The sequence below is a fragment of the Bradyrhizobium sp. SZCCHNR1002 genome (assembly GCF_032381435.1).
Taxonomy (GTDB): domain Bacteria; phylum Pseudomonadota; class Alphaproteobacteria; order Rhizobiales; family Xanthobacteraceae; genus Bradyrhizobium; species Bradyrhizobium aeschynomenes.
Map to the genome: position 1 here is coordinate 1 of NZ_JAUHIS010000007.1, position 16193 is coordinate 16193.

At 65.2% G+C, this 16193-nt stretch carries 15 protein-coding genes; 12 read left to right on the plus strand and 3 right to left on the minus strand.

Going from position 1 to position 16193, the window contains the following annotated elements; genetic code table 11:
* Both QX108_RS27460 and QX108_RS27465 read left to right on the plus strand, forming a co-directional pair.
* Nucleotides 1-440: hypothetical protein (locus QX108_RS27460; protein WP_315799616.1), on the plus strand; the 440-nt coding region annotated here is incomplete at its 5' end.
* Between the two features lie 282 nt (nucleotides 441-722).
* A complete protein-coding gene (locus QX108_RS27465; RefSeq protein ID WP_315783602.1) occupies nucleotides 723-1334 on the plus strand; it encodes a hypothetical protein in 612 nt (203 codons plus the stop codon).
* Nucleotides 1335-1603: 269 nt separating this feature from the next.
* On the opposite strand, the gene QX108_RS27470 is transcribed toward QX108_RS27465, so the two are convergent.
* A complete protein-coding gene (locus QX108_RS27470) occupies nucleotides 1604-2914 on the minus strand; it encodes a hypothetical protein (protein ID WP_315722296.1) in 1311 nt (436 codons plus the stop codon).
* Between the two features lie 667 nt (nucleotides 2915-3581).
* Here QX108_RS27470 and QX108_RS27475 point away from each other — a divergent pair.
* A complete protein-coding gene (locus tag QX108_RS27475) occupies nucleotides 3582-3767 on the plus strand; it encodes a hypothetical protein (RefSeq protein WP_315722295.1) in 186 nt (61 codons plus the stop codon).
* 65 nt (nucleotides 3768-3832) lie between these two features.
* Here the strand turns inward: QX108_RS27475 and QX108_RS27480 are convergent, their stop codons facing one another.
* Nucleotides 3833-4243 (minus strand): flagellar basal body rod protein FlgC, encoded by a 411-nt coding sequence (locus QX108_RS27480; protein ID WP_172110181.1) that lies wholly within the window; start codon nucleotides 4241-4243, stop codon nucleotides 3833-3835.
* A 239-nt stretch (nucleotides 4244-4482) separates the two neighbouring features.
* Between QX108_RS27480 and QX108_RS27485 the strand changes: the two genes are divergently transcribed.
* Nucleotides 4483-6111: a hypothetical protein gene (locus QX108_RS27485; protein ID WP_315783605.1), complete on the plus strand. Its 1629-nt coding sequence runs from the start codon at nucleotides 4483-4485 to the stop codon at nucleotides 6109-6111.
* On the opposite strand, the gene QX108_RS27490 is transcribed toward QX108_RS27485, so the two are convergent.
* Nucleotides 6093-6404: a hypothetical protein gene (locus QX108_RS27490; RefSeq protein WP_315783607.1), complete on the minus strand. Its 312-nt coding sequence runs from the start codon at nucleotides 6402-6404 to the stop codon at nucleotides 6093-6095. The two genes, QX108_RS27485 and QX108_RS27490, sit on opposite strands and share 19 nt — an antisense overlap.
* Before the next feature lie 312 nt (nucleotides 6405-6716).
* Between QX108_RS27490 and QX108_RS27495 the strand changes: the two genes are divergently transcribed.
* From QX108_RS27495 to QX108_RS27530, 8 genes are all read left to right on the plus strand, one after another.
* A complete protein-coding gene (locus tag QX108_RS27495; RefSeq protein ID WP_315783609.1) occupies nucleotides 6717-7667 on the plus strand; it encodes a sugar-binding transcriptional regulator in 951 nt (316 codons plus the stop codon).
* A 385-nt stretch (nucleotides 7668-8052) separates the two neighbouring features.
* The gene (locus tag QX108_RS27500) at nucleotides 8053-9339 is read left to right on the plus strand and encodes a sugar ABC transporter substrate-binding protein (protein ID WP_315784131.1); all 1287 of its coding nucleotides are present in this window, start codon (nucleotides 8053-8055) and stop codon (nucleotides 9337-9339) included.
* A gap of 572 nt (nucleotides 9340-9911) precedes the next feature.
* Entirely contained in the window at nucleotides 9912-10784 is an 873-nt protein-coding gene (locus tag QX108_RS27505) for a sugar ABC transporter permease (protein ID WP_315783611.1), read from the plus strand.
* Between the two features lie 4 nt (nucleotides 10785-10788).
* On the plus strand, nucleotides 10789-11619 hold the full coding sequence (locus QX108_RS27510; protein ID WP_315722290.1) for a carbohydrate ABC transporter permease: 831 nt from the start codon (nucleotides 10789-10791) through the stop codon (nucleotides 11617-11619).
* A 14-nt stretch (nucleotides 11620-11633) separates the two neighbouring features.
* Nucleotides 11634-12641: an ABC transporter ATP-binding protein gene (locus QX108_RS27515; protein WP_315722289.1), complete on the plus strand. Its 1008-nt coding sequence runs from the start codon at nucleotides 11634-11636 to the stop codon at nucleotides 12639-12641.
* Between the two features lie 47 nt (nucleotides 12642-12688).
* Nucleotides 12689-13462, plus strand: coding sequence for an SDR family NAD(P)-dependent oxidoreductase (locus QX108_RS27520; RefSeq protein WP_315783614.1), 774 nt, complete (start codon nucleotides 12689-12691; stop codon nucleotides 13460-13462).
* 29 nt (nucleotides 13463-13491) lie between these two features.
* On the plus strand, nucleotides 13492-15150 hold the full coding sequence (locus QX108_RS27525) for an FGGY-family carbohydrate kinase (RefSeq protein WP_315783616.1): 1659 nt from the start codon (nucleotides 13492-13494) through the stop codon (nucleotides 15148-15150).
* A gap of 8 nt (nucleotides 15151-15158) precedes the next feature.
* Nucleotides 15159-16106 carry a carbohydrate kinase gene (locus tag QX108_RS27530; protein ID WP_315784134.1) on the plus strand — a complete coding sequence of 316 codons (948 nt, stop codon included), beginning with the start codon at nucleotides 15159-15161 and terminating at the stop codon, nucleotides 16104-16106.
* Nucleotides 16107-16193: the final 87 nt, after the last annotated feature.

The window sequence follows — 16193 nt, forward strand, 5'->3', positions numbered from 1 at the left end:
GTGCCGGGGTCCACGCCGGAGCGCATGCCTACGGTGGGATCAAGACCTACGGCTCCGATACGCTTACGGTAGAGCAAATCGAGAAATGTATAGGCATTGCTCAAGAGCTCGATAAATCATCAGATTATCTCAACGCGCTATCCGATGCCATCAATACTGAAAGCGCGGCTATTAGCCGGGCGCAACAGTTGCTTGCCATCCAGAAGGACGTAGTTGACCGCTATTCCGAAGCCAGCGTCAACGCCTACAATGCCAAGCTGACCCTCATGCGGGCGCGCATTGCCAAGCACAACGCGAACGTTGATCGGGGACAGGCCGACCAAGATGGCCACAATGCCCGCGTGGTGTCCTACAACGCCGAATGCGCAAAGAAGTATTACGCGGACGATATGGAGGTTGTGAAGACCAAGCTGGGTCTTAAGGACGATCCGAAAAGTTGAGCAGTGCAATTGGGTTCGGTCGATTCCTTTGAGCCGGCTCTTCTAAAGCATTGGATTGATCTATTTGGAGGGTATCCCTACACTGCGGTTGCTGAGCGTCTTATTGCGGCCCGGTCGGTCTTATGCACTGTACCGCAATGCCGGGCTCTAACGAGAAGCGGACCTAGCGAGATGCCTATTTGCCGATCTGGCTCAGCTTGGAGTGCAACCAAACGTATTTCATCAAAGCGCCGTCCTAAAAGACTAGCATCGGAACCAAAAAATGGAAAAGCTCCACTACTATTGAGTATTGCAACTCTTACTGTCGCGATTTCGAGCGCGCTAGTTGCATTTCTTCAGTATAGCGCAGCCAGAAGGGCCTACAGCGCGCAAAGTCGCGCTTTTGTGCTGTCGAACAGCCTTCAACTGATCACCTACGGCGGAAAGGGGCCAAACGATGAAGAGACTCCCAGGTGGCTGATTAATCCAGTTATCGAGAACTTGGGGAATACGCCGACCAGCGAACTCAAGTTCTCGATGGATATAGTGATCGGTAATTTCGTGACTAGTGAAACGTTCGACCAAAGAAATCCGTACAGACTAAGCTTTGCGCAGGGGGTAATTGGTCCGCGATCACAAATGGCGTCAGGAATGATGATCATTGGACCGTTGAATTTGACGCCATTGAGCGGCAGGAAGGCGCCAGTCGGCGCACTCGGCGTCATCAAGTACAAAGACGTTTTTGGTGATCGACATTTGACTGAGTACTGCTATTCAGCCATCATTCCCCCGCTTGACGCAAAGGATTTTCCGAGGGGGCAACCAATCCGGATCAATGGTGCCTACTGCGAGAGACATAACTGTGCTGATGCAGAATGCGGTCCCGACTGGGAGAAGCGCGCGAGCGAACAGTAGAAGTGAGTTCGGACTCAGGGATTACAGTGCACTAGTCGCTGCCCACTTTGAGGAAATTACGGTGACAGTGCCGGACTGCACCCCTCAAGTGAGACACGACAATTTCCGTGACAGAGGGTGAAGTTCATCGTGTGTTGTCTTGCGTGAAGGCGGCTTCGAACTCAAGGGGAGATCGATAGCCGAGCGCCGAGTGCAGCCGCTTGTACCGCAACTCTCGGCGATGGGCAGCTAGGTCGCCGTTGGTCGAGAACAGGTGGCCGCACTGCTCCTCAGGCCTTGCCGATCAGGCGGTAGCCGTTCAGTTGCTCATAGAAGCCGGTCGCCCGTTCGCAACTCTGCAGATAGTCCGTCGCCATCTCGCTGGCCTCAGCGCTCAATCCCAGGCAAAAATTGTGCAGAGAGGGATGGATGTTGCGAAGGTTCTGGACGATCCGTCCCAGCGCGGCACGCACGCGGTCCGCAACATGCTCCAGTTGTTCCGGGCGCGGCACGACGAGGTGGCCATCAGCATGCCTGAAGCGCCGCGCTTCCGTTTTTGTACGTTCCAGATACACGCCGAGGGAGCCCGCGACCGTCATCAGCCGGACGAAATAGGGCGGATGCGAACTCAGGAACGGCTCCTGCTCCTCGCTTTCCAATCGCGGATTGGTCAGGAACCCGAGATTGCCGAGCGAGTAGAAGACCAGCATCGCTCCCATCAGCTCGCACAACAACTCGTACTCCGCGGTGGCGGTCGCGTCCGCGCTCTCGATCAGCAGCGATACGAGCAAGCGGTCCAGCGTCTGATGGACCATCTGGTTGGCCGCGTAGCCGTCGGCCTCGTACTCCATATACTGCAGCAGAAGGTTCATGCCGGGATCACCGGCGGGGAACGCTGAATTGTAGTCGACGGCGCCGTACCGGTCGATGCGCGCGGCGTCTCGCAGAAAATCGCAGTGGCCGTGAACGACGTGCCCGAGTTCGTGCCACCATACAAAGCGCAGCGCGGCGCGAATCGTGTGCTGCGCGAAATACGTCCTGCCCTCACACATGTTCTGTGCTGCCTTCGTCAGCCGACGGATCTCCGAAGACCATTGCTCCCGCTCGGCGAGCACGGACGGCCGGATGAAGGGCACGCGTCCATCCAGCTTGCTCCCCAAAATGAAGGAAAAGCCCAACGGCGTGAACTCTCCGGGATAATGAAACGATGGCAGCCGGTCGATCTCACCGACCTCGGGGAAGAACGCAGGATTGGACCACAGCGCGACCGCAAGTTCGGAGAACAAGGATTGGAGAGAAGGCGACAGTCCGATGCAGTATTCCGCGTCGATCCTGGACGCGAACGCATTCGGCGTTTCTGTCTTCAGGATGCAGCCGTTGACCGTGACCTTCGGATTGTACGCGACGCGAAAGGAAAGGCCCCTCGGGATCTCGACCGTTCGCCAGTCGACAGACTTCCAGCGCGGGGCGAGAAAGCTCCGGTGGCCGATCGAAGCGATCTCCTCATAGATGGGCGTCAGCTCCGGACTCGCCACCGTGTGGTGGCCGCCTATGAGACGCGAGAAGCGCTCCAGCATCGCAAGGGATTGATCGTCGGTCATGACCAGCCACCCACGTCCGTGATCCTCGCCAGGCGCCGCATCGAGTCGATCGCATATTGCGGCCGTCGAAACGTTGCACCGACCGGCGCTGCGGTCGCGAAGAGCATACTCAAGGTTCAAGGACTCAGCGACCGGGGAATTGCGGTGACGCTGCTGGACTGGACTGAACTCGGCAAAAGGCGCCGAGGCCTCCGGCGAGCCGAGGCCCATCCCGGCAAACGAGCCGGCCGGTCAGGCGCCGACTTGGCGGACTGATGTTACTCGGGACCTCTCTGTCGGCCCGCAGAGCGATTGCGCGTCAACGTATTACCATGTGGTCTTGGAACGCCGCATCGAATGACGGTGAGAGTGCACAGAACTTGCCGTCGCTGCGGTGGCACCAGTGATCTTAGGAGGATGGAGGAAGGTGGGTCCCGCGCGTCTTTCGCGGCGTCGGTCTCGGTGATGGCGTGTTCCTGCCCGCAGGCAATGCGCTGCTGTCGCGGCAGGCCGAGGCGCCCAGCGGCATGCGGCGGTCGCGCCGCAGGTGCTCGCGGCGCCGCAGCAGCAGACCGGCTGAGCCCGCGCAGCTCGCGATCGTTGGATCGGCATGCTAGGCTCGCGGCGGGGTGTGCATCGCGGCTGGTCGTCCCAGGCGCTGCTGCGTTGAGGGACGATTGGAGGTCCCATGTTCGTCGACCTGCCCGGCTATTGGCCTGGTGATCCGAAGCCGGAGCCGCCGAAGCGGCGGCTGTCGCCGCGCGGCGAGCGGCTGCTGCTCGCGCTGCTCGGCTTCAACATGATCCTGCTCGTGATGGCGCCGGTCGGCGGTGCGACGCTGATCCACTGGCTGATTGCGGTGCTCGCGCGCTGAGCCGCGCCCCGCCTCGGGGCGTGCGGCGATGGATCTGCGGCCGTTGGCCGACCGGGGTGTGAAGCTCACACCTTCATGTCGATCACGGTCCGGCTCATCTCGTCGCTCACCTTCAGCACGCGGGCATTGGCGGCGAAGCTGTATTTGGCGACGAGCTGGCTGATCATCTCCTGCGCGAGGTCGACATTGGGCGCGGCGACGAGGCCGTCCTTGTTGGCGAACGGCGCGGAGGGATCGTAGCTCGCGGAGGTCCCGGAGCTCGACCGGGTGATGGTCGTCTGCGTGCCGCCGCCGGCGACGTCGCTCTGCACCAGCTCGAGCGGGACATAGGCCTTCGGCGCGCCGGCCGGCAGCGTGCCGTCGGCATTGGGCAGCGCGCCCGTGCTCCGGGCATTGGCGACGTTCGAGGCGGACACTTCGAGCCGCCGCGAGGCCGCATTCATGCCGGAGACTGCGATGGTGGCGGTGGGGCTCATGGCGCGCTTGCTGACGAGGACGACGTGGCAGCTAAGCCCGGGGCCTGCGAAGCAAGCGTCAACACCCGTGATGGCATTCGAATGACCGGGGCAAGGCTTCGTTCACCATGGCCCGGCCGCTCACATCACGCGGTCGCCCCGTCAAGGGCAGCCGCCTCGTCTTCACGGTGGATTGCTTGGGGCGGCGCTTTCGACCGGCCGCCTTTGGCGTAAAATGCGCGAGCTCAAGGAGATTGCCGATGGCCAAATCAGGCGCGAAGCCAGCCGGTCTCGATGACCATGCCAGGAAGCTCGCGGCCGGGTTTGCCAAAGGGCGGCTGCCGCAGCCGACGCCGGAGCTCGAGCGCTTCCTGCTGACCCATTCCACCGAGATCTCCGCGGCGGCCGAGGGCGTGTGCCGCCACATGCCGCCGGCCGGCGACGACGAAGCGCTCGGCATCGGATATCTGTTCATGCTGCAGATGCTGCTCTCCGGCCTGAACGAGCGGGCGAAGCGCGGCGCCAAGGATGCGGCCGAGCTGATCGCGCGCTTCCAGTCCGATCTGGCGGCGAAGGCCGAGGCCGGGGAGATCGAGGGCACCTTGCTCGCTTATCTCGGCGGCGCGCTGCAGCAGGCCGGAATCGCCGCATCCCCGGAGCTCATCGCAGTCTCGGCCGAACTCGGCGACGAGGAGGAGGACGATGTGCTGCCGGGCGACATCGTCTCGGTGCTCGAGGACATCCTCGAGGCCTGCGACGGCGATCCGTTCCAGATGGTGTCCGCCTTCGCCGAGGGCGCGCATCTCATGCCCGACGATGCCAAGATCGCGCTGGCCACCCATCTGGCGCAGAACGATCAGGCGGATGCGCGTGCGGCCGCGGTGCTGTTCCTGCAGAACGGCAGCGCGGCGGTGCGCAAGGCCGCGGCGGCGGCGCTGCTGGAGCAGGCTGCGACGTTGTCGCCCGTCGACCTCCGCCGTGTGATCGCGATGCGCAACTGGCGGCCGGAGCGCGAGCGCGCCGGCGTCGACGCGATCGTCCAGAAGGCCCGCGCGGCCGGCGTGGACTGCGCGCCCTGGGCAAAAAGCGCGGTCGACAAGCTCAAGTCCAGTGCAACCGACGGCGCCGGCACGCAGCTGTTGCTGGCGGTGTCACCCGTCGACCGCAAGACGCAGCGGATCATGACGATCTTCACCCGCGACGGCATCTCCGAGGCGATGACCAGCGATCCGCAACCGCGCGAGGCGGTCAAGGAGATCATGGCGGGCCTCGCGGCGCATGGGCCGCTGCTGGACGTCAGCCGGGCCTTCGTCGACCGCATGGTCGGTCACCATCTCGGGCTCACCGTCAAGCGCGGCGAGGTGCCGCCGGCGGGGCTGTTGCAGGTCGCCGAGACGATCGGCGGCGCCGAATGGCAGCCGGCCTGGATCGATTCTCGCGAGCTCCTGAACGAGCTGATCGCCGATCTGCCTGACGATCTGCGCGATGCCGAAGACGTCGCGATGGCCCTGGCCGACAGCGGCGACATCGTCGAGCTCGACGGCATCGAGGATTCCTGGTTCGAGGACGATGCCGAGCTGGAGCAGAAGGTGAAGAGCGCCAGCCGACGGGCGCGCGAGGCGCTGCCCGCCAAGCTTTTGCAGAACGACGGCGCCATCGGCGCGCAGCGGGCGCGCTGGGCGGAGCTGTTCGTGATGACGGCGCTGTGGATGCGCGAGGGGGCGCGCGACGAATGGCTCGGCTGGGCCGATCTCGCCGTGATCGCGCGCGCCGTGCTCGATGGGCATGACCTCAGGGAGATCGGGCTGATGCGCAACATCGCCGAGCGGACGGTGGCGTGCCTGGCGCGGGAGGACGATGACGACGAGCTTCAGGACGATCCGTTCTGATCATCGTGCAGGAGCGACAGGGCACCTGCCACCTCGCCGGCCTGGGAGACCAGCACATATTCGCCCCGCGCGGCGCGCACGCCGGCGGTGATCACCACCGCCCGCTTCGGGCACAGGCCGAAGCAGCTGGTCATGATGGTGCGGGCAGGCTTGCCGCGCGCCGGGGCCGCGCGCTTCATCGCCCGCTTGATCTCCTTCCTGATGTCCTTCGCATCATCGCTGCGCTTCAGGCATTTGCGGCAGACGAAGACGGGAGCAGGGCGAGGCGGCCGGACGATGCGGGATGAAGCCATGGCTTGCAGCTAGGCGGTTGTGCAGCGCTCCACATCCCCCTGATGACGCGCAGCCGATGTGCGGCAGGCGAGGGTCCCGCCCTCCATGGCTCTTTGGAGGATCCAGTTCCGGAGAGCGATGATCTTCCGGCGGAGCGAAGGGGCCGAGCTATTGCCCATCGTCAGAGCATATGATCTGGTCGATGGGGGCACGGCAGGCTCGCCTGGGGATGGCGGGGGTGCGTCCGTTCCCGAGGCCTCGATGGCCATGTCATAATGCCCGCCACGCTCGCGCGGCGGGTAAGAATGTCTGGAAGGAGACCGCTCGGCGTCATGGCGGCCAGCGACAGCGACAAATCCCGGCTCGACGACGCCGCCCGCGCCGGCTGGCTGTATTTCATCGCCGGTCATACCCAGGACGAGATCGCCCGGATGCTGCAGGTGTCGCGCGCATCGGCGCAGCGGCTGGTGTCGCTGTGTCTCGCCGAGCGGCTGATCACGTTCCGGCTCGAGCACCCGATCGCCTCCTGCATGGCGCTCGCCGGCCAGCTGAAGGAGCGTTTCGCGCTGGTGCATTGCGAGGTGGTGCCGACCGATCCGGCGGCGCCGACGGGCGCCGCGGGGATTGCCGAGCGCTGCGCCAATCTGCTGGAAACGACGTTGCGCGCGGAGACGCCGGTCATCATCGCGCTCGGCACCGGGCGCGCGGTGCGCGCCGCCGTCGAGCGGGTCACGCCGGTCGATCGTCCCGAGCATCAGATCGTGTCGCTGGTCGGCAACATCCTGGCCGACGGCTCCGCGAGCTTCTTCGACACGGTCGGCCGGCTCGCCGACCGCACCGGCGCGCGGCACTACCCGATGCCGCTGCCGTTCCTGATGGGCAGCGAGGACGAGCGCGACCGCATGGTCCGGCTCGATGCCATCGCCAAGGTCAAGGCGGTGGCCGACAAGGCCGATCTCAAGCTGGTCGGCATCGGTCAGATGGACCAGAAGGCGCAGATGCATGTCGACGGCTTCGTCACCCGCGACGAGCTCACCGAGATGATGCGGCTCGGGGCCGTCGGCGAGATCACCGGCTGGGCTTACGACGCCAAGGGCCGGCTGATCGACGGCGGCACCAACCGCAGGCTCACCAGCATTCCGCCGGAGGTGCCGGCCCGCGCGATGACCATCGCGGCGGCGCTGGGACCTGCGAAGATCGCGGCGATCCGCGCCGCGCTGACCGGCCGGCTGATCAACGGCCTCATCACCGACGAGGCCACGGCACGCGCCATTCTGGCTTGAGGTTGCCTCACTCTCTCCTCTCGTCATTCCGGGGCATTCGCGCCAGCGAATGAGCCCGGAATCCATAACCCCAGGCTCACGTTTCGGGACGAGATGCTCACCACGAGCGTGCCCCGAACCTCTTCCTGTGGGGATGGGTTCCGCGCTCGCGCTTGCGCGCGCCCCGGAACGACGCGGGGCGAGAGACGCGCGATCTCGACGGCGCTTCAATCTCAGGGAGATTTGATCATGCGCTGCACAACCTGTGGGCGCCGGCGCATGCTTGACAAAGCATGAGCAGTGTTGTGAACATCAGCTCAGCCCGTGAGCATATGTTCAAGACCCGCGGGAATGGGAGGAGACCGTGAGGACCATCTTCACTCGCACGCGCACGCTTGCCGCCCTGATGGGCGCCGCGATGCTGACCACTGCGCCCGCGTCGGCCGAGACCACCCTGACCATCGCCACCGTCAACAATGGCGACATGATCCGGATGCAGGGCCTGACCGGCGAATTCACCAAGGCCAACCCCGATATCCAGGTGAAGTGGGTGACCTTGGAGGAGAACGTGCTGCGCCAGCGCGTCACCACCGACATCGCCACCAAGGGCGGCCAGTTCGATATCCTCACCATCGGCACCTACGAGGTGCCGATCTGGGCCAAGAAGAACTGGCTGGTGCCGCTCGACAAGCTCGGCGCGGACTACGACGCGGGCGACATCCTGCCCAAGATCAAGGACGCGGTGTCCGTCGACGGCAAGCTCTACGCCGCGCCGTTCTACGGCGAGAGCTCGATGGTGATGTACCGCACCGATCTGTTCGAGAAGGCCGGGCTGAAGATGCCGGAGAGCCCGACCTGGGACTTCGTCATCGACGCCGCCAAGAAGCTGACCGACAAGCAGGCCGGCACGTTCGGCATCTGCCTGCGCGGCAAGGCCGGCTGGGGCGAGAACATGGCGTTCCTCACCGCGATGTCGAACTCGTTCGGCGCGCGCTGGTTCGACGAGAAATGGCAACCGCAGTTCAACACGCCGGAATGGAAGAAGACGCTGTCGACCTATGTCGATCTGATGAAGGAGGCCGGCCCTCCCGGCGCCAGCTCCAACGGCTTCAACGAGAACCTCGCGCTGTTCAACTCCGGCAAATGCGCGATGTGGATCGACGCCACGGTCGCGGCCTCGTTCGTGACCAATCCGAAGGAGTCCAAGGTCGCCGACAAGGTCGGCTTCGCGCTGGCGCCGAACACCGGCCTCGGCAAGAACGCCAACTGGCTGTGGGCCTGGAATCTCGCGATCCCCGCCGGCTCAAAGAAGACGGAGGCGGCCGAGAAGTTCATCGCCTGGGCGACCAGCAAGGACTACACCAAGCTCGTCGCCTCGAAGGAAGGTTGGTCCAACGTGCCGCCGGGCACGCGCACCTCGCTGTACAAGAACGAGGAGTACCTGAAGGTCGCGCCGTTCGCGAAGATCACGCTCGCCTCGATCGACGCGGCTGATCCCAGCCATCCGACGGTGAAGCCGGTGCCCTATGTCGGCGTGCAATACGCCGCCATTCCTGAATTCCAGGGCATCGGCACTGCTGTCGGTCAGCAGTTCTCGGCGGCGCTCGCGGGCTCGATGACCGTCGATGCGGCGCTCGCAGCGGCACAGTCCGCCACCGAACGCGAGATGAAGCGCGCCGGCTACATCAAATAGGCGCGCAAGGTCATCAGCTCGACACGAAACTCCTCCCGAGCTGATCACTGGCGGCCATCCCTCCCCACAAGGGATGGCCGCATTTTCTCTCCCGTACACTTAAGGTCCGTACGGGTGGGCAAAGCGCAGTGTGCTCACCGCGCCACGGCCACGGTGAAGACGGTGGGCACGGCGCCCCGCGCCTTTGCCCACCCTACGGATCCTGAACATTGGAGAATGAGCAGGTGCCCATGACTGCGCCCTCTCCCCTTGTGGGAGAGGGCATCACTGGCCGGTCCACATATGCGGTTGGGTGAGGGGTATGCTTCCGCAAGCGGAGCTCGTTGAGAGAGACCCCTCACCCAACCGAGCTTGCTGCACTTTCCTACATGCCCTCTCCCACAAGGGGAGAGGGCACAATCACCGGCATCGTGTTCGAGCGTTACTGTGAGAGTTGTTTTGTTGCGCCCGGGAGCTATCAGCTCGTCAATACGAGGAGCGAAGCGACGAAGCAATCCAGAGTCCCGTCGACGCCCCTGGATTGCGTCGCTTCGCTCGCAATGACGGCGGCGACCATCGAGCAAGGACGACCTATGGCCACCCGACAAACTCAACTGCTCGCCCGGGCGCTGATGTCGCCGGCGGTCATTCTGTTGTTCATCTGGATGATCGTGCCGCTGGCGCTGACGGTCTATTTCTCCACCCTGCACTACAGCCTGCTCGATCCCGGCTCCGAGAGCTTCGTCGGCCTGGAGAATTTCGAGTACTTCCTCACCGACCCCGCCTTCCTCGCCTCGCTGCGGAACACGCTCGTCCTGGTCGGCTCCGTGCTGCTGCTCACCATCGGCCTCGGCATTCCCCTGGCGATCCTGCTCGACCAGCCGGTGATCGGCCGCAACGTCATCCGGCTGATGGTGATCGCGCCGTTCTTCGTGATGCCCACCGTCAGCGCGCTGGTGTGGAAGAACCTCTTGATGCACCCGGTGTCCGGCCTGTTCGCGTGGATCGCGACCTCGCTCGGCATGACGCCGATCGACTGGTTCACCGACGCGCCGCTGCTCGCGGTGATCTTCATCGTCGCCTGGCAGTGGCTGCCGTTCGCGACGCTGATCCTCTTGACCGCGCTGCAGTCGCTCGACGAGGAGCAGAAGGAGGCGGCCGAGATGGACGGCGCCAGTGCGCTGTCGCGCTTCATCTACCTGACGCTGCCGCATCTGGCGCGCCCGATCACGGTGGTGATCCTGATCGAGACCATCTTCCTGCTCACCGTGTTCGCCGAAATCTTCGTCACCACCGGCGGCGGGCCGGGGCTGCAGACCACCAACATCGCCTTCCTGGTCTATTCGCAGGCGCTGATCCAGTTCGACGTCGGCACGGCCTCGGCCGGCGGCCTCGTCGCCGTGGTCATCGCCAACATCGTCGCCTTCTTCCTGGTCCGCATCGTCGGCCGCAATCTGGAGGCCTGAGAGCATGGCGCGCAAGGTCACCGGACGTCACGTCGTGATCTCAACGGTCGGCGCCTGGCTGGCCGGCTTCGTGATCTTCTTTCCGATCCTGTGGATGGTGCTGGCGAGCTTCAAGACCGAGCTGGAGGCGTTCGCGACGCCGCCCTCGTTCCTGTTCTTCCACTGGACCACCGAGAACTACGTGACCGTGCAGGAGCGCAGCGACTACCTGCACCACGCGCTGAACTCGCTGATCGTCGCCGGCGGCTCGACCTTGATTGCGATGCTGATCGCGATTCCCGCGGCCTGGTCGATGGCGTTCTCGCCGACCAAGCGGACCAAGGACATCCTGCTCTGGATGCTCTCGACCAAGATGATGCCGCCGGTCGGCGTGCTCGTGCCGATCTATCTCATCTACAAGAACCTCGGCCTGCTCGACACCCGCACCGGGCTGGTCTTCATCCTGTGTCTCGGCAATCTGCCGATCGTGATCTGGATGCTGTTCACCTACTTCAAGGAGATCCCCAAGGACATCCTCGAAGCCGCGCGGATGGACGGCGCCACGATCGGGCGCGAGCTGATCTATGTGCTGACGCCGATGGCGATCCCCGGGCTCGCGTCGACGCTGCTGCTCAATCTGATCCTCGCCTGGAACGAGGCGTTCTGGACCTTGAATCTGTCGACGCTCGAGGCGGCGCCGCTGACGACCTTCATCGCCTCCTATTCAAGCCCCGAAGGCCTGTTCTGGGCGCGGCTGTCGGCGGCCTCGACGCTTGCGATCGCGCCGATCCTGATCATCGGCTGGTTCAGCCAGAAGCAGCTCGTGCGCGGGCTGACCTTCGGCGCAGTGAAGTAACGAAAGGGCTGATCATGGGACGGATCACGCTGGAAGGTGTGCAGAAATCGTTCGGGCCGGTCCACATCATCAAGGGCGCCGATCTCGACATCCCCGACGGCGCCTTCGTGGTGTTCGTCGGGCCCTCCGGCTGCGGCAAGACCACGCTGCTTCGATTGATCGCGGGGCTTGAGGACGTCTCCGGCGGTCGCATCCTGATCGACGGCAACAATGTGGTCGACGTGCCCCCGGCCAAGCGTGGCCTGTCGATGGTGTTCCAATCCTATGCGCTGTATCCGCATATGAGCGTGCGCGGCAACATCGCCTTCGGTCTGAAGATGGCCGGGCTGCCCAAGGCCGAGATCAACCAGAAGGTCGAGGCCGCGGCGGCGACCTTGAACCTCACGCCCTATCTCGACCGCAAGCCGCGCGAGCTGTCCGGCGGCCAGCGCCAGCGCGTCGCCATCGGCCGCGCCATCGTGCGCGAGCCGAAGGCGTTCCTGTTCGACGAACCGCTGTCCAATCTCGATGCCGCGCTGCGCGTGCAGATGCGGCTGGAAGTGACGCGGCTGCAGAAGCAGCTCGGCACCACCGCGATCTATGTCACCCACGACCAGGTCGAGGCCATGACCATGGCCGACAAGATCGTGGTGCTGAACGCCGGCCGCATCGAGCAATATGGCTCGCCGATCGAGCTGTATCAGCGCCCGGCCAACCTGTTCGTCGCCGGCTTCATCGGCTCGCCGAAGATGAACTTCATCGGCGGGGAAGAAGCCGCGCAGCGCGGCGCCACTACGATCGGTGTGCGGCCGGAGCATATCGCGATCGTCGATGACGGCGGCGAAGGCTGGCGCGGCAAGGTGCTGATCGCCGAGCATCTCGGCAGCGACACGTTCCTTTATGTCGACGCCGGCCCGCTGGGCACGCTGACCGTGCGCTGCGTCGGCGAGAAGCGTCTGAGCGCCGGCGATGCCGTGACGCTGCGGCCGGAGCCGAGCCGGATCTATCGCTTCGACGAGAGCGGCAACTCCATCTTCGCATGAGAGGTGACGTCCCCTCCGGGCGTCAACGACAACCACGGACGACGACGATGTATCTGGAAAAATTCAAGCTGAACGGCAAGACCGCGCTGATCACCGGCGGTGCGCAGGGCATCGGCCTGGCCTGCGTCGAGGCACTGGCGGAGGCGGGCGCGCATGTCGTGATCGCCGACCGTGATGCCAAAGCGGCAGCCGATGCGCAGGCCGCGATGAAGGCGAGGGGGTTCGACACCGAGACCGCGCTGATGGACGTGACCAATTCGGCCCAGGTGACGCAGACCGCCGACGATCTCGTGGCGCGGCGCGGCAAGGTCGACATCCTCGTCAACAATGCCGGCATCGCCCGCAGCGAGACACCGGCCGAGACCGTCACCGACGAGCACTGGCTCAACGTGCTCGACGTCAATCTCAACGGCACCTTCTGGTGCTGCCGTGCGTTCGGCAAGCACATGCTGGCGGCCAAGAGCGGCACCATCGTCAACATCGGCTCGATGTCCGGCTTCATCGTCAACAAGCCGCAGGAGCAGTGCTTCTACAACGCCTCCAAGGCTGCGGTGCACCATCTCACCAAGTCGCTGGCGGCGGAATGGGGCGCGCGCGGCGTCCGCGTCAACGCGGTGGCGCCGACCTATATCGAGACGCCGCTCAACGCCTTCGTGAAGAGCAACCCGCGCATGTACGACGCCTGGATCGGCGGAACCCCGATGGGACGGATGGGGCAGGTCGAGGAGATCGCCTCGGTGGTGCTGTTTCTCGCCTCGGAGGCGGCAAGTTTGATGACCGGGAGCGTCGTCGTTGTCGATGGCGGCTACACTTGCTGGTAAGCTCGCGTCAAATCTGACGGGAGCGAAACATGCGGCAGGCGTTCATCGGTGTCGATGTCGGCACAACCAGCACGCGCGCCGGGATCTTCGATTCCAACGGCCGACTGCTCGCGGCGGCGCGGCATCCGATCCAGACCTGGCACGAGGCCGGTGACGTCGTCGAGCAATCCTCCGACGACATCTGGCGCGCCTGCTGTGCCTCGGTCAAAGCCGCCGTGTCGGAAGCGGCGATCGCGCCCGAGCTGGTCAAGGGCATCGGCTTCGACGCGACCTGCTCGCTGGTCGTGCTCGACCGCCAGGGGACGCCGCTCACCGTCAGCGGCTCCGGCGATCCCGCCCGCAACGTCATCGTCTGGATGGACCATCGCGCGCTGGCCGAGGCGCGGGACATCAATGCGACCGAGGACGAGGTGCTGCGCTATGTCGGCGGCTCGATCTCGCCGGAGATGGAGATGCCGAAGCTGCTCTGGCTGAAGCGGCATCTGCGGACGAGCTTTGACGCCGCGGGGCACTTCTTCGATCTCGCCGACTTCCTCACCTGGCGCGCGACGGGCTCGACGGCGCGCTCGATGTGCACGGTCACCTGCAAGTGGAACTACCTGGCGCATGAGACGCGCTGGAGCGCGGAGTATTTCCGCCGCATTGGCCTCGAGGATTTCGTCTCTGAGGACTATGCGCGGATCGGCACCGGCATCGTCGCGCCTGGCACGCCGCTCGGTCGTGGGCTGTCGCCGGACGCTGCGGCTGAACTCGGGCTCCCGCCTGGCACGCCTGTCGGCGCCGCGCTGATCGACGCCCATGCCGGCGGCATCGGCGCGATCGGCGGCCGCGCGGCCGACGGCGGCGACGTCGATGTCAGCGATCGCCTCGCCTACATCATGGGGACGTCGGCCTGCATCATGGCGACGACGCGGGCGCCGTCCTTCGTGCCCGGCGTATGGGGTCCTTATTTTCAGGGGATGGTCCCGGGCTTCTGGCTCAACGAGGGCGGCCAGTCGGCCGCGGGCGCCGCGATCGATCATCTTCTTCGCTCGCACCCGGCGTTTGCGGAGGCGACCGCGGCAGCACGCACCGAGGGACTCGATCTGATCAGCTTCCTGGAGAAGCGGATCATGGCGCGCACGCCGGACGCGGGCGCGGCGGCGCTGCTCGCGCGTGAGGTCCATATCCTCCCTGAGTTTCTCGGCAACCGCTCGCCCTACGCCGACCCGGATTCACGCGCCGTGATTGCCGGGCTCGATCTCGATGCCGATATCGGCGCCATGGAACGGCTGTTCGTCGCGGGGTTGTGCGGTCTCGCCTATGGTCTCGCCGACGTGATCGATGCCTTCGCGGCCCATGGCGTCGGCAGCCGGACCTTGGTGATGGCCGGCGGCGCCTCGCGCAGCCCGCTGGTGCGCCAGATCATGGCCGATACGACCGGGCTGACCGTAGCGCTTCCGGGGACGCAGGAGCCGGTGCTGCTCGGCGCGGCCATGCTGGGCGCGGTCGCCAGCGGCGCCTTCCGCTCGATCGGTGAGACGATGGCCTCGATGTCATCGCTCGGCCGGCTCAGCGATCCGACCGCGCGGAGCATTGCCGACTTCCATCGCCGCAAGCGCCGCATCCATGCCCTGCTGCGGACGCTTGATCGCGACAGCCGTTCCGTGATGCATGAGGGCGGTGATGGCGCCGGTGGGGAGGCATGACCATGACCATGATCCTGAGCTGCGGCGATGCGTTGATCGATTTCGTGCCGGCAAGATCGGCCGATGGACGCGATGTGCTGCGGCCGGTGGTCGGCGGCTCGTGCCTCAACGTCGCAGTCGGGCTGGCCCGGCTGGGCGCGCCCACCGGTTTCGTCGGCGGCATCTCGACCGACCTGTTCGGCACGATGGTCGCCGCGCATGCGCAGGCCTCGAACGTCGATCTCGGCTACGCCACGCGCAGCCCCGATCAGACTACGCTGGCGTTCGTGCGCCATGTCGGCCGCGAGGCCCAATACGCCTTCTACGACGCCGAGACCGCCGCGCGGAAATGGACGTTCCGGCCCGGCAGCATTCCGTTCAACGACATCGGCGCCATCCATGTGGGCTCGACGACGCTGATCCACGACCAGGGCGCGCGAGAGACCCGCGCAATGATCGCCGCTACGCAGGGCAAGGTGACGATCTCGTTCGACCCGAACTGCCGGCCCAACCTCGTGACCGACAAGGCCGCCTATCGGCTCCAGATGGATGAGTTCGCCGCGAGCGCCGACCTGATCAAGATGTCCGATGTCGACTTCGACTATCTGCACGGCCACGACGATTACGCCGCGCGAGCCGCGGCGCTGCTGGCCCGCGGCACCAGCCTGGTGGTCGTGACCCGCGGTCCCAAGGGCGCGCTCGGCTGGCATGCGCAGGCCGGCGCGGTGGAGGTCGCGGCGCCGACGGTCGAGGTGGTCGACACGATCGGCGCCGGCGACACGTTCCAGGCCGGCATGCTGTTCGCGCTGCGCAAGCTCGGCCGCATCGGCCGGGACGCCTTGCGCGCATTGGATCACGCCGAGTTGCGCAAGGCGCTCGCCTTTGCCGGGGCCTGCGCCGCCGTGACCTGCACCCGCGAGGGCGCCGACCCGCCACGGTGGGACGACATGGCTGCAACCTGGGATCGTCTGGGCTGAAGCACCCCATTGCACTCGTCATTGGGAACTGGTTGGCTGTTCCCCCGTCATATGTGAGTACCGGGCGACGGGGGCGCGATTGCGAGC